The sequence below is a fragment of the Paenibacillus puldeungensis genome (genome assembly GCF_042678945.1).
GTDB classification, from domain to species: Bacteria; Bacillota; Bacilli; order Paenibacillales; family Paenibacillaceae; genus Fontibacillus; species Fontibacillus puldeungensis.
On sequence record NZ_JBHTLM010000015.1, the window covers coordinates 99,467 to 113,162 of the forward strand.

Below are 13,696 nucleotides of genomic sequence, written 5' to 3' on the forward strand. Positions count from 1 at the left end.
CCTTAATCCTCCTTCCGCGGCTTGGTGTCATTGCCCTGTACGTCCTGGCCGATCCAGCAGAGCGAACGATGACCTGTTTCGGTCTGCCGGTAAGTCGGCATCTTTGAGCAGATGCTTCCGGCAAACGGACACCGCTCCATGAACGGACAGCCGGAAGGCGGAGCCAGCATATCGGGCGGCGTACCTTCGATCGCTTCGAGTCGTTCTCTAGTCCCCGTCACCGATTTTGGAATTGATTTCAGGAGCCCTTGTGTGTACGGATGGAGCGGGTTTTCGAAAATTTCTTCTACCGCCCCCTCCTCCATAATAAGTCCACCGTACATGACGACGACTTTGCTGCAAACTTGAGCTACCACGCCTAAGTCATGCGTAATCAGCATAATGGCTGTATTCGTATGTTTTTGAAGTTGCTGCATCAGCTTTAAAATTTGCGCTTGAATTGTAACGTCAAGCGCCGTAGTAGGTTCGTCAGCGATCAACAGCTCCGGCTTGCATGAAAGCGCCATGGCGATCATCACCCGTTGGCGCATCCCGCCGCTAAATTCATGCGGGTATTGGTCGATCCGCTCCTCGGGAGAGGGGATGCCGACGTCGCGAAGCAGCTGTATGGCCTGCTTGCGTGCTTCGCTTTTGCCGACCTTTTGGTGCCGCATGATTACTTCCGTTAATTGCTTGCCGACTCGGATTACCGGGTTCAAGGAGGTCATCGGGTCCTGGAAAATCATAGAAATCCGGTTCCCGCGGATTTTCCGCAGTTCTTTTTCCGGTATGCTCAGCAGGTCCGTGTCATGAAAAAGCACTTGTCCATCCATGATCCGTCCCGGCGGCTGAATCAGCCCCATGATCGATTTGGCAGTAACGCTCTTGCCGCTGCCGGATTCACCAACCAGCCCGATCACTTCACCTTGCTGGATCGCAAAATCGACTCCCCGTACCGATTGAACCTCTCCCTGTCCGGTCATATATGAAGTTTTCAGGTTTTTGACGGTTAATAACGTGGTCAAAGGTTTCACCCCGGTTTCTATCAAGTAATTCCTGTTCTTTCGGCGAAAGCTATATAACTTGAACTAATAATTGTACGGATAGAGGCCCTCTCGCCTGTTTTTCGCACTTTCTTTAGTTCAATCTATATAGATGACACCTAACGCTTGTTCACTTTCGGTTCAAACGCCGTTCGGAGAATATCGCCGAGAAAATTGAACGATAATACGGTGATCAATATTAATAACCCCGGAAATATAGCCATATAGGGCGCATCACTAATGAAGCCCTGCGCATCGTTCAGCATGCTGCCCCATGAGGAGTTCGGCTGCTTGACGCCGAGTCCCAGGAAGCTGAGCGACGATTCCATCAGGATCGCCGATGCGATATTCATCGTAGCCGACACGATAATCGTAGGCATAATGCTTGGAATAATGTGTTTCATAATAATACCAAAGGTACTCTGCCCGGATACTTTGGCATACAGCACATATTCGCGCTCTTTGACGGATAACGTCTCGGCCCGGACAATTCTTGAGATGTTCATCCAACTTAAAATACCGATAATTAAAACGATCGTACCAATGCCCGGTCTAAGGTAAGCGTTCAGGATCAGCATCAGGAAAAATGACGGAATGGACATCAGAATATCCACTATACGCATGAGCAGATTGTCGATTTTCCCTCCGAAATAGCCGCTGATCGTCCCGACGGCCGTACCTAGCGTCACGGATATAATCATCGAGAGAAAGCCGACGCTGAGCGAAACTCTTCCCCCGTATAAAGCTCTGGCAAAATAATCGCGGCCATAATCGTCCGTCCCAAACCAATGAGCCGCGCTAGGTGGCTTCAACCTGTCCATGACGACAAGCTTGTTCGGATCGTGAGGCGACAGGAATGCGAATACGGACGCGAGCACAAATATGGCCAATATGATCAAGGCAACAAGCCCGGTTTTTTGCTGTTTGAATTGGGCGACCATCAAACGCCAACGCAAATGATTCATCGCTAAGTTCACCCCGCTGTCTTAATGCGCGGATCAACCACGCCGTATAGTATATCAGCCACTAGATTACCGATGACGAGCATGACGGATGTAAGCATGGTAATCCCCATAATGACCGGATAGTCCAGCCCTGTTACCGCCGTAATCCCGAGCGAGCCCATCCCCGGCCAGGAAAATACCGATTCGGTAATAAAAGCACCGGCAATGAGGTCGGGAAGCGACATGCCGAGAATCGTGACAACCGGAAGCAGCACGTTGCGAAATACATGGCGCCACAGGATCGTATTTTTCGTAGATCCGTAAGCATATTGAATTTGCACATAATCCTCTTCCAGCTCGCTGATGGTACTGGACCGTATGTAGCGCATGTACATCGATATATTAATGAAGCTAAGCACGATCACCGGAAGAATTCCGTGCTTCATGATGTCCCATGCGGAATTGATGCCAACGGTACGCATTCCCATGCTCGGCAGCCAGTGCATTTTGAAGGAAAACCAGAAAATCAGCAAAATTCCAAACCAAAACGCTGGAATGGAAATGCCAATATAGGAAAATAGGCTTAGAATCCGGTCTACTGCGCTATTTTTTCGCGAACCGGCATATAAGCTGAGCGGAATGGCAACAATCAGCGATAAGACCAGGGCCGAGCCCATCAAGCCGATGGTAGCCGGAATGCGTTCGGCAATTAGCGTCAGCACCGGACGATGGTTTACGAGCGAATAGCCGAAATCGCCCATCAGTACATTTTTAAGCCAGATAAAATATTGCACGTATACCGGCTCGTTCAGCCCAAGGCTTTTCCTGATCCGCTCCACATCTTCCGGGTCCATATTCGGCGTCACAAAGGAGAGCACCGGATCCCCAGGCGACAGCTTGATCAGGGCAAAGGAGACGATAGATATGAAAAAAAGCAGAGGAACGGCCTGCAGGACCCGCCGTAGGATGTAGCTGTTCAAGAAGTATCCCTCCCAAATCAACGCCGGCCTGACACGGCCGGCGTTTAGAATCATATGTTACTATTATTTTTTGTAAATTTTGGACAAATCCTCCAACATAACGACTGGTTTAGGAATAGCTTCCTTAATCCCGCCGTAACTGTTGTCAATGGCTACAACCGCTTGCGTATAGGCGATCGGGTAAACCGTCATTTGTTTCGCCACCGTTTGCTGAATTTGTTTATACAAATCCGCTCTCTTCGTCTCGTCGACTTCCACAGCTGCCTTATTCCACAATTCATCAAATTTCGGATCTTTGTAATGGGAATAGTTATAGGCTTCGTTACTCAAGAATAGGGACTTGTAGGCATCCGGTTCAAAGCCCATGATGTACCCGCCGAAGTTAAGCTCGAAGTCCTTGTTGTTCATATCCAGCGTTTTGTTGCCATAGGCGGTTACGTCCATCGGCAGAAGTTCAACCTCAATGCCGGCATCCTTCAGCTTCTGCTGAACATATAGCGCTTGGCTTTCCTGCGCTTTATTCGAGTTGGCATACGCGAGGCGGATCTTCAGGTTGCTAACGCCCGCTTCACTAAGCAATTGCTTCGCTTTGTCCAGATTATAGTCGTATTTCTCCACATCTGCGGTTTGATACAGCGTGTCCGGCGTCAGGATCGAAGGAGCCGGTTCCGCAAATTCCGAAGAGGAATACGAGGCGGTGATCATTTCATTTTTATCAAGTGCATATGCGATCGCCTGACGAACCTTCACATCCTGCATCGAAGGGACATTCAAGTTGAACACCATGTATTGAAGTCTTCCTTCCGGATAAACCAGCAGGTTGAATTTTCCGGTATCTTTCAGTTTCTTGTAATCCTGCGTATCTACCATACGCATATTGATTTCACCGTTTTGCAGAGCGAGATTCGCAGCATTCGGATCCTTGGCAATTCGGTAGGTTACGGAATCCAAATGAGCCTTGCCGGCGAAATAATCGTCAAAACGATCCAACGTTACGTATTCGCCCGGACGGTATTCCTTGAATTTGAACGGACCCGAGCCGACCGGGTTGTTGTTTTTGGCGCTCTTTTCAATGTTGGCTTCACCCTTGAAGACATGCTCAGGAATCGGGGACAGTTGAACAAGTGCCCCGTCAAACGCTGCGGACACTTCCGGGAGAACGATGTTCACCGTCAAGTCGTCCACCTTGCTTACTTTAGCTGGCTTGCCATTAAAGACATAGTAGCTGCGGAACGGATTGTTTTGTTTTTCATCCAAAATGCTGTTAATCGAGAAGACCAGGTCGTCCGCCGTGATCGGTTGTCCATCATGCCATTTCAAGCCGCTGCGCAGTTTGATCGTATACGTCTTATGGTCCGGCGATACTGTCTCGCTTTCGGCGAGAACAAATGTCTTCTTGCCATTATCAATGTTAAATAACGGCGCGTAAAGGGCCTGATTAATCGTCAAGGTCACTCGGTCCCCGGCATAAAGCGGGTTTAGCGCTTTGGGATCGTCTGACACCGCAATAATAAGGGAGCCCCCGTCTTTCGGCTGGCCGTTGTCTGCAGCAGGCGCAGAGCTTTTATTGGTAGAATCGGAGGAAGCTGCAGAATTGTTGCTGCTGCCTCCGCATGCGCTCAGTACCATAATGATAGATATGAGAAGCGCGAAAAGTGCAAAATACTTATGTTTCATCGTGATATGTACCCCCCATATGGTTAGTGTAAGTCTTAGTATATCAAAGGGGACGGGAATTTCAATCCTTTTTTCTGACTTTTTCTATCGGGATTTACAACTTTCAAATGATTGCTATAGTTTAGCGTCTGTTAACGCCTATTACAGGTTCATTCTTGACCTTAAGCTCGTGATGTGAGCGACATGGTGGTTCCCATGCCAAGCGTAAATGCCGAGGTTGTAGCCCAGGCTAGTCGTTGCACCTGACTCGGGATGATAGAACGTTCTCTGGTAATCCGCTTCACTTAAGGATCTCAGCAAAATCGCCCATCGTTGATGCAGCGCCTCGAGCAAGGCAAGTGAAACTTGAATCTCCGACTTCGAATCCGCCAGCTCCGCCCACCGATCCTCAAAATAAGGCCGAATCGTCGGCGTTTCTTCGGTAAGCGCCAGCTTAAACCTCGTATAGCTGTTAATATGGCTATCGGCGATATGGTGAACAACCTGCCGGAGCGTCCATCCTCCCTCCCGATAGGGAAGATTCAGCTGATCCCCGCTAAGTCCAGCTACCGCTTCCTTCAGCTTAGCCGGTAGCGTTTCGATTTCCCGAATCCATTGCTCCCGCTGAGCCGCGGTAATTTCGCCCGCAAATTCAAACTTGCCGATCGGATACCTTAAGTCCATATGTGGTTGTCCCTCCTTTACCGTTTGATCCATATTACTCCATCCTGTAGTCTCTGTCGAACCAAATTTTGGGGGAATGACTGAAAGAAATTAGTGCTTGATATTTCTGCAAGATTTTAGTGCGAGACTTTAGCTCATTAGCGCAAGGCTTTAGTGCTCATTAGCGCAAGACTTTAGTTCAAATTAGCGCAAGACATAAGTGCTTACTGTAGACTTCGCTGTAAAACATGAGCACTAGACTTTACTTTTAGACACGACGAATAGACCTCTGGACTTGGCAGTAGACTTCGCTACTAGACTTGGCGATAGACTTGCCAGTATGACATGCTACTGGGCTAGTCAATTCATGCGTATCGGCTAACGAACTCATTAAGCGCTATTTGGGGCATATTCGTGTTTTGAGAATTCTAACGAACTCCAGTAACGCTATTTGCCACTTTTCACAGCATTTCCACCAATTTTTTGCCAAATAAGGACGCTAGGGTTCGTTAGATTCCAAATAGCGCGATTTTCCCGGAATTAAGCACTATTCAGTTCGTTAGAGCTAAGAAGAGGGGACGCCTGTGGAGACAAATGTACAAACAACGGCTAACGAATCCATTAAGCACTTCTTGGGGCATATTTGTGTTTGGAGCATTGTAACGAACTCATTAAGCACTATTTGGGACATATTCGTGTTTTGAGAATTCTAACGAACTCCAGTAACGCTATTTGCCACTTTTCACAGCATTTCCACCGATTTTGTGCCAAATAAGGATGCTGGGGTTCGTTAGATTCCAAATAACGCGATTTTCCCGGAATTAAGCGCTATTCAGTTCGTTAGAGCTGGAAGGGGCGCATTGTGCAGCACAAAACTATACAATAGGGGGGGACTATTCGACCTTATTAGAGCAAAATAACCCATTCAGGCAAAAACAAAGAAAATCACATTTTTGTAAGTGTAAAAGAGTGTTATTTTTCAAAATTGGACATCAGAAAACCACAGAGGATTTCCCCCTGTGGTCATACCGATCACAAGCGACACCATCCTCTCTCATAACGCTTACGAGGTTAGCTGCCGGATTCGGGCGGTGAGAGTCGCCCTACCTTAGCGGTACTAGTCACTTTTCGTCCCAGTGCACCACCAAGGATTCACCCCTGACTGTACGCCGGCACTCACACGGCCGCAGTCGTTGGTTCCCCCGTTTTCCTTTCGGAAACTCAGCGAATCAGAATGTCTCATTAATTCCACCGCTAATAATGTTTTCATGCGATGAAAAACTCGTTTCTCTTCAAAAAGCTCTTACTAAACGCATACCATACTTGCTTAAATATCGCTCACCGGTGTCATCCCATGCAGCCAGTTCAGCTCGCTGTCCTCCATAAACCGGGCAGGCCAGCTGAGATCATCGATTTTCCAATCCGTAAATTGTTTTAGCGATTGATAGAATTGTTCGATATGATCTTCTGAAGGATCCTCAAGCACCCGGTCGATCAGCTCCATGAAACGCTCCGGCTTCTTCGGAGTTCGATCCAGCACCTTCAAGAACCATTTATGATAAGGGTACAAAATTTCATTGTAAGCCAGAATCATCCGCCCACCGAATAGGACCAGTTGATTGACCGAATGCTGCAGCAGATAGCGGTTTTCATGCTTTTTCGCCTCCGTGCAGTACCATCTCCAGGCTTCAAGCTGCCCAAAAAAGCGCGTTAAATTGTCCTGCTTGCGTTCAGCAGGGTAACGGACGATTCGGGCGATCAGTTCATCCAGATGGTCGATCCTGGAGAAGGCGATGATCGCTCCCTCGAAGGCAAAACGCGCCGGCTCGCTCCCGATTTCCGCCACCTTTTCCATAAAGGAATAGGAAATGTATTTTCCGTCGACATAGCCAGATTCATAATTCGTCGATTCGTTCTCCCAATAGTGAATGTCCCCGGTACTCAGCCGCTGGGCATAATCCTCCTCCGATACGACGATCATAATATCCACGTCCGAGGACGGCTTGGCAAACCCGTGAGCGATAGAGCCCGAGATGAGCAGAGCCAGTACATCTTCCCGCTGGCTGAGCTTAGCTGTAAGTTTTTCTATGGATTCCGCATGATGTGTAAAAATAATAAACATCTCCTTCAAGTCGCGCTATAGCTATATAAGTTTGAAATGATTAGGCATGCACCCGGTCATTCCGCGTATTTGGCGTGGAAGTCACGATAAATTCCAGGTCTTCGGCCGACTTGTTAAACACCTGATGTGGCTTGGTCGGCAAAACCTCGATCCCTTCATGAGGGGTCACCGTATATTCGGTCCCTTCGATTTCTATGGTCATTTGCCCGGACAACACGAAAAAAAACTGGCTGGATTTCTCATGATAGTGCCTCGCTTCATAGGTTCCCGGGAGCATCCGCTCGTGAATAATGCTTCGTTCCTCCCTGTCTACAAGCCGCCAACCGTCGCAATTTTGTCCCCAAACATAATGCTCCGCATTAATTTTACTCATTACTTTGTTGTTCTCCATGCAATCCTTCCTTTGCTAAAAAATTGTTTAGCCTCTCATCTTCCCATTCTGCCATCTCCAGCAGTGCAGCGTACGGATCTCCGTCAAGTCCCAGCCAATCCGCAAATGCCGGTTCCGTCTTTCGTCCTTGTTGCTTTCGTTTTCGGATTTCCTGCTTAGCTTTAGGTCCCGCGAACTGTAAAATTCGGTACTCGATGACCATATGCTTATACGCATTTTGCTCGATGACCGGTACAGGCTGGCCAAAAAGCTCAAAAAGAAAGCCTTTATACGAAAAGTTCACTACGATTTGCAATACGTTACTTACCATTTTCCTCTTGCATGTAAAATCGGGATTTTTGCCATAATGCTGCACCACATCCCGTTCAAACGCCACAGAATCATAAACCTCGCAAATGATATCCAGGTCGCTACCCGGAACATCGATATCAAGGGGGAACGTTCCCGCCAAGACAGGGTAATACGGAGCGAGCGCCTCGAGGATTCCTAATTCTATCATCACGCAATAGGCTCTCTTTTGGCGTTCATTTCCTTCTCTTAAATAGGCTATTTCCTGAAAATCCGGCATTTCTTCATTCCATTCTTCGAACTGTATTTGGAAAACCATCTCCTTAGCTCCCGTTCACGTCGTTATCCGCCTTTTCAAAACACAGGTTGACGGTTCGGCCGCGGGATCGGGTCCGATGCAGCACATTAGCTTTTACCGTATAAATATCCCCTGGCAACAAGGATACCGTTCTATCTTCGAAATCGATGAGCAATTCTCCTTCTAGTACGAGAAAAAGCTCGTCGCAAAACTCATGCTTGTGCCAATGGAATTCACCGTCAATGACAGCCGCCCGCACCACATGATCATTCACTTCTCCAACTACGAAGTTTGTGTATTGCTGAATGTCTTTTATCGCCTCGAAGATATTTAATTTTTCAGCTTTCATGCACGGCACCTCTTTCCAGGGAAAATCGCTTCCATTATACCATTTTATGCCACAATGACCACAATCCTAGAACACAAAAACGTAAGAGGCTTTAAACCCATATATTAAAATAATTACTATAAATATCAAAATATTTTATTTTAATAAAACTTTACATAAATATAGATATTTTATTTTTTTGGTGGTAGAATCTTCTTAAATTTTTTCCTATTTTTTCAAGGAATAGTTGAAAGGAGTTGAATGATAGAGAAGCAGGGGAGCTATGAAGGGAAGGTGTTTACGTCTTTTCTTCGTGTAGAAAATAGCGCATCGATTAAAAAAAGTTATCTAGTGGAGGAGATGTTTTCTTGAGAGGTAGTAGATTCTTATCCCGTAAATTGCCTGTCATTACGCTTACCGTAGGCCTGATTGTCGGGGCCTTTCCTGGAGTAAGCACCGCGTCCAGTCCTACACCGTTTGAGTCGTCGAAACAACGTGCGCTATTGCCAGCAGATTCAACTTCCGGCACTTATATTTCACCCAAAATCAACACCCAATCGAGCCGCTCCGTTCGGGTTATCGTTCAATTAGACGGACAGCCCGCTGCCGTAGGCAAATACGCTGCCAAAATGGGCATTCGCTCATTAGCCGCTACAGCTACGGAATCGGCGGTTAATAGCGAGCAAAAGGAAGTCCTCGATCAGGCTGAAGACAAAGGCATCGATCTTGATGTCAATTACAAGTACAACACCGTCATCAACGGTTTTGAAGTAACGATCCCGGCGGATGAAATTCCGGAGCTTGCAGAGATTCCTGGCGTCAAATCGATTCAGGAAAACAGCACCTGGTATCCGATTCCGCTGGAAACGACCCCGCTTGATTCCGATCCATCGTTCGACATTAATCCGATAAAGCAGATCGGAGCAGATCAGGCTTGGGCCAAAGGCCTAACCGGAAAAGGCATGAAGGTTGGCGTCATCGATACCGGCGTGGATTACACTCACCCGGATATCGCCCCGGCTTATAAAGGGGGATGGGATTCGATTTACAATGACAATGATCCGTATGAGGAACCGCCGATTCCTAAGGATAAAGATCCCAAAGGAACTGGCTACGAAGGAACCTCTCACGGCACCCACGTCGCCGGGACGATTGTCGGCCAGGCCGGAAATACGAAAAGCGATATCGTGCAAAAAGGGATTGCGTATAACGCAGAACTATATGCGTATAAGGTGCTTGGACGTTCGGCTTTAGAACCATTAAAAACCAACGGTTCCTCCGCTCAAGTGATCGACGGCATTGAGCGGGCCGTCAAGGATGGCATGGACGTGATCAACCTGTCGCTTGGGTCTGATTCCGAAAAAGACGTCAATTCCCCGGATTCCATTGCGATTAATAACGCCGTGTTGTCAGGAGTCGTGGCTGTCATTGCCAACGGAAACAATGGCGAAGCTGGTTACTACTCGATGGGTACGCCGGCTTCATCACAGCTGGCTATTTCCGTAGGTGCGGTGGATTCCGATAGCCTGCATGTTTCCGGAAATCTGAAACCTGAGCTTATTGCTCCAACTCTGGATACAGCAACCAGCGCGACTTACGCAACATACGGCTTCAACGTTATGGCTTGGAGGTCAGGAACTAACCCAGCAATTGATTTTCCAAGTTCACTAATTGGAACAGAGCCGCTGGAAGTCGAGTACGTCGACCTAGGTGCTGGGTCCGATTATATTAACAAAAGTGTAGCCGGCAAAGCGGTTTTGGTATCTCGCGGTACGCTCGCCTTTGTGGATAAGATCGCCATTGCCAAAGAATACGGCGCTAAAGCGATCATTATTTTTAACGGTCAAGCCAATGGGGAAAATGCCGATTTGAGCAATTCAATTCCAGGGAAAAATGATTATATCGGCCACAACCTGGGAGACAGCTTGGATTATATTCCGACGTTTGACCTTCGCGGTGTTGATGGACGGTCTCTAGCTAGAGCAGTGTTAGAAAACCCTAATCTTAAGCTTAAGTTTACCTTCGGCAATGAATATTCATCGGAAACGATTCCTGGAGATCATATAGCTTACTTCAGCTCACTAGGGCCAAATGGTGATACAAATTTAAGCATTAAACCAGATATTGTTGCCCCAGGCGTCAACGTGATGTCCAGCTATCCGGCTTACGGCAAGCTGGTAGAAGGGGCCTCTTATGACAAGGCATATGCCCGCAGTAGCGGTACAAGTATGGCGACGCCGCATGTCGCCGCACTTGCGCTTCTTCTAAAGGAAAAGCACCCAAGCTGGACACCTTTTGATATTCGTGCAGCGCTCGCCAATACATCTCAAGTTCTAGTCGATGAGAAGGGCTCCCTTTATGATGTTTATCAGCAAGGATCCGGACGTGTGAACGTAGCCGAAGCTATGAATACTCCGGCAGTACTGCAAGCTTTGGAGCCAATTACGATACTTGATCCGAAATACAACCCCAAAAATGTAATTAACTATAACTCATCCGCAGGCTTCGGCGTTGTAGCTCCAGGAGCCAACATAATTAAAACGTTGCAGCTTAAAAACACTTCAAATCAGGATATCAGCTATAATGCGACGGTCGAATGGCATAGTGAAAATAAGGGCATAGGGGCTACATTGGATAAAACTACAGTTGCTTCGGAAGCCGGCAAGGTTTCAACTTTCCAGTTGATCTTGAATGTGAATAAAGACACCCCCGAAGGCTGGTATGAAGGGCACGTGAACTTGACAAGTAAAGGACTGCCGACCCTCCACTTACCATTTTCTGTTTATGTAGGCAAGGAGCTACCTGACAGTGGGTTAGGTATTCAAGAAGTTAAGTTGACAAATACTGTAATATACCCTAGGCGTAATACGCAAAATTCAACTGATCTTATTTTTAAGTTAACAGCGAACGATACGAACTATTATGCTGTTTGGGTTTATGACATTAAGGATCAACTTCTTGGTATGTTAGCAATGGGTTTGACTGAAACTGAGGAAAAACGCTTCGAGCCAGGAGTTTATATTGAACGAGGAATCAGCAATGCGTATCACCCGATTGATCCTGAAACTCAAGAACTTATTACTGATGCTCAAGGTAACACTGTAACACGCTATCTTGAGGACGGCATTTACAAAATTGAGGTTGCTGCTCCAAAGCTTACAGAAACCGGGGATTATGTTATGAGATATTCAGCCGTAACCTCCTACCGCATCGATAACTCCACCGAAGGTGGAGGCAGTAATGGCGGCGACACCGGCGGAGGCACTGGTGGTGGTACCGGAGGAGGCAGTGGTGGCGGAAGCCCGGCTCCAACACCGACAACACCTAGTCAACCGACCAGCAATACGAATCCTTCAACGGGCAGCGTAGTCGATCCTGGCATCAAACAGCTTCCACTTGCCGCTAAAACTAGCGCAGCTGAGGGTGTCACGACCGCTACGGTGAGTGACAGCGATGTTAAGACAGCCGTTCAATCGGCTGGAACTAGCGCCCCGGCTGCCATCGTACTGAATTTGCCTTCCGGAAGCGGAACTACGACGACTGGCACCGTCAAAGCTCAATTGACCGCGGAGCAAGTGAAGCAACTGGCAGCGATTCACCCGCAAAGCGTGATTGTCCTAACCTATTCGGGTCAGGCAGTTTCCTTCCCGGTATCGCTGCTGGCCAAAGCTCCGGCGAATTCCAGCCTCCAGCTGGTCATTGCCCAAGCGGAAGCGAAAAAATCAGTCTTTACCGCAAAATCGCCAAGTACTACCGTGATCGGAAATCCGGTAGCTTTTGAAGCCAACTGGGTAACCACGGAAGGAACCAGCACACCGGTTCAAGTTCCTAACAACACCTTCATTAAGCGTTCTTTTACCGTACCTGGCAAGATTCAACCGAAAACCGCGGGAGTGTTCTTCGAGGAAAATGGTACCGTGAATCCGGTAGCTTCGAGCTTCAAGCCTCAGGAGAACGGAACGACGATCGTCACGGTGAACAGACCCGGATTTTCCGTTTATGCGGCTGTAAGCCGTACGGCAGAGTTTAAGGATATCACCGATTCGCCGGCTGCTGCCTATATCACGGCTTTAGCCAATAAAGGGATTATTGAAGGAACATCCGCAACTCAATTCTCACCTAAGAACAACTTAACCCGTGCGGAATTCACCTCTCTCCTCGTGAGAGCACTCGGACTTAAAGCAGGAGAGAGTAAAACCCAATTTACCGATGTAAAAGCGTCCGATTGGTATGCAAGTGATATCGCCGCCGCATATGAAGTTGGCTTAATCCAAGGCACAAGCAGCAGCACTTTTGCTCCTGGTGCCAAGGTCACTCGCCAAGAGCTGACCTCGATCCTCGCCAGAGCCATCAAACTGACGGGTGCTAAGCTCAATCCGGCAACACCGTCAGCCGTTAGCTTTGCGGATGAATCCAAAATCGCAAGTTACGCCAAGGAGAGCGTTATCGCATTGGCGGCGGCAGGAATTATCGGCGGTGAGGCAGCGTCAGGCGGTACTAACTTCAATCCGACCGCGGCGGCAACCCGCGAAACCGCGGCATCCGCGCTATACCTTCTGCTTAGCCAGACTGGATTGTCTGAATAAGCAGGTGGAGAAGGCCGAGCTAAGAGTTAAGAACCACCTTTTGCTTTTCAATGAATCAACATGAAAAAGAGGATACGACGCTCCCTCTGAAGGGAGCACGTCGTATCCTCTTTTTTTGCTGCTTTTCTTTACAGTTCCAAACTTGAAGTAGATGCATTACATACATCTATTTGAGACTTATCTTGGGCACCCTTGAATCTAGTTGCATAAAGTGCATTTAAAACCGGCCCACCCGGTGTTTTTTTTCGAATTCGGCTAATTTAGCTGCACTTTTTGTACGTCTGTTGATTTACCAAAAAAAGGGTAGCAAAAAGGCCCCACATTCGGTAAAGTGTTTGTACCCCTACAAACCATCCGAAACGAGGCGGCCTCATGAAAAAGTCTACTTCATTATCAAACATTCTGCAATCCGTGATTT

10 protein-coding genes and 1 riboswitch are annotated in these 13,696 nt (G+C 47.8%); of the genes, 1 reads left to right on the plus strand and 9 read right to left on the minus strand.

Going from position 1 to position 13,696, the window contains the following annotated elements; all coding sequences use genetic code 11:
* Positions 1-2: 2 nt before the first annotated feature.
* The 9 genes from ACFQ3W_RS18825 to ACFQ3W_RS18865 form a co-directional block, all read right to left on the minus strand.
* Positions 3-1,004: an ABC transporter ATP-binding protein gene (locus tag ACFQ3W_RS18825; RefSeq protein ID WP_379320786.1), complete on the minus strand. Its 1,002-nt coding sequence runs from the start codon at positions 1,002-1,004 to the stop codon at positions 3-5.
* A 137-nt stretch (positions 1,005-1,141) separates the two neighbouring features.
* On the minus strand, positions 1,142-1,987 hold the full coding sequence (locus ACFQ3W_RS18830) for an ABC transporter permease (protein ID WP_379320773.1): 846 nt from the start codon (positions 1,985-1,987) through the stop codon (positions 1,142-1,144).
* Positions 1,988-1,995: 8 nt separating this feature from the next.
* Positions 1,996-2,946 (minus strand): ABC transporter permease, encoded by a 951-nt coding sequence (locus ACFQ3W_RS18835; RefSeq protein ID WP_379320774.1) that lies wholly within the window; start codon positions 2,944-2,946, stop codon positions 1,996-1,998.
* 63 nt (positions 2,947-3,009) lie between these two features.
* On the minus strand, positions 3,010-4,623 hold the full coding sequence (locus ACFQ3W_RS18840) for an ABC transporter substrate-binding protein (RefSeq protein WP_379320775.1): 1,614 nt from the start codon (positions 4,621-4,623) through the stop codon (positions 3,010-3,012).
* A 141-nt stretch (positions 4,624-4,764) separates the two neighbouring features.
* Positions 4,765-5,286, minus strand: a complete 522-nt coding sequence (locus tag ACFQ3W_RS18845; protein WP_379320776.1) for a YfiT family bacillithiol transferase — start codon at positions 5,284-5,286, stop codon at positions 4,765-4,767.
* 1,023 nt (positions 5,287-6,309) lie between these two features.
* Positions 6,310-6,502, minus strand: a riboswitch (cyclic di-AMP (ydaO/yuaA leader).
* 90 nt (positions 6,503-6,592) lie between these two features.
* The gene (locus tag ACFQ3W_RS18850; RefSeq protein ID WP_379320787.1) at positions 6,593-7,387 is read right to left on the minus strand and encodes a nucleotidyltransferase domain-containing protein; all 795 of its coding nucleotides are present in this window, start codon (positions 7,385-7,387) and stop codon (positions 6,593-6,595) included.
* A gap of 40 nt (positions 7,388-7,427) precedes the next feature.
* Positions 7,428-7,760 carry a cupin domain-containing protein gene (locus ACFQ3W_RS18855; RefSeq protein WP_379320777.1) on the minus strand — a complete coding sequence of 111 codons (333 nt, stop codon included), beginning with the start codon at positions 7,758-7,760 and terminating at the stop codon, positions 7,428-7,430.
* Positions 7,753-8,385, minus strand: a complete 633-nt coding sequence (locus tag ACFQ3W_RS18860; RefSeq protein WP_379320778.1) for a DUF4269 domain-containing protein — start codon at positions 8,383-8,385, stop codon at positions 7,753-7,755. Before ACFQ3W_RS18860 ends, ACFQ3W_RS18855 begins: the two co-directional genes overlap by 8 nt.
* Positions 8,386-8,389: 4 nt before the next feature.
* Positions 8,390-8,713 (minus strand): cupin domain-containing protein, encoded by a 324-nt coding sequence (locus ACFQ3W_RS18865; protein WP_379320779.1) that lies wholly within the window; start codon positions 8,711-8,713, stop codon positions 8,390-8,392.
* A 347-nt stretch (positions 8,714-9,060) separates the two neighbouring features.
* On the opposite strand from ACFQ3W_RS18865, the gene ACFQ3W_RS18870 reads away from it, so the two are divergent.
* Complete coding sequence (locus tag ACFQ3W_RS18870; protein ID WP_379320780.1) at positions 9,061-13,278, plus strand: S8 family serine peptidase; 4,218 nt, start codon at positions 9,061-9,063, stop codon at positions 13,276-13,278.
* Positions 13,279-13,696 lie beyond the last annotated feature (418 nt).

What these genes read in the sequence shown, in the direction of transcription:
- ACFQ3W_RS18830 (WP_379320773.1), bottom strand. Translation starts at nt 1,987, where the DNA reads ATGAATCATTTGCGTTGGCGTTTGATGGTCGCCCAATTCAAACAGCAA.
- ACFQ3W_RS18840 (WP_379320775.1), bottom strand. Translation starts at nt 4,623, where the DNA reads ATGAAACATAAGTATTTTGCACTTTTCGCGCTTCTCATATCTATCATT.
- ACFQ3W_RS18845 (WP_379320776.1), bottom strand. Translation starts at nt 5,286, where the DNA reads ATGGACTTAAGGTATCCGATCGGCAAGTTTGAATTTGCGGGCGAAATT.
- ACFQ3W_RS18850 (WP_379320787.1), bottom strand. Translation starts at nt 7,387, where the DNA reads ATGTTTATTATTTTTACACATCATGCGGAATCCATAGAAAAACTTACA.
- ACFQ3W_RS18855 (WP_379320777.1), bottom strand. Translation starts at nt 7,760, where the DNA reads ATGAGTAAAATTAATGCGGAGCATTATGTTTGGGGACAAAATTGCGAC.
- ACFQ3W_RS18860 (WP_379320778.1), bottom strand. Translation starts at nt 8,385, where the DNA reads ATGGTTTTCCAAATACAGTTCGAAGAATGGAATGAAGAAATGCCGGAT.
- ACFQ3W_RS18865 (WP_379320779.1), bottom strand. Translation starts at nt 8,713, where the DNA reads ATGAAAGCTGAAAAATTAAATATCTTCGAGGCGATAAAAGACATTCAG.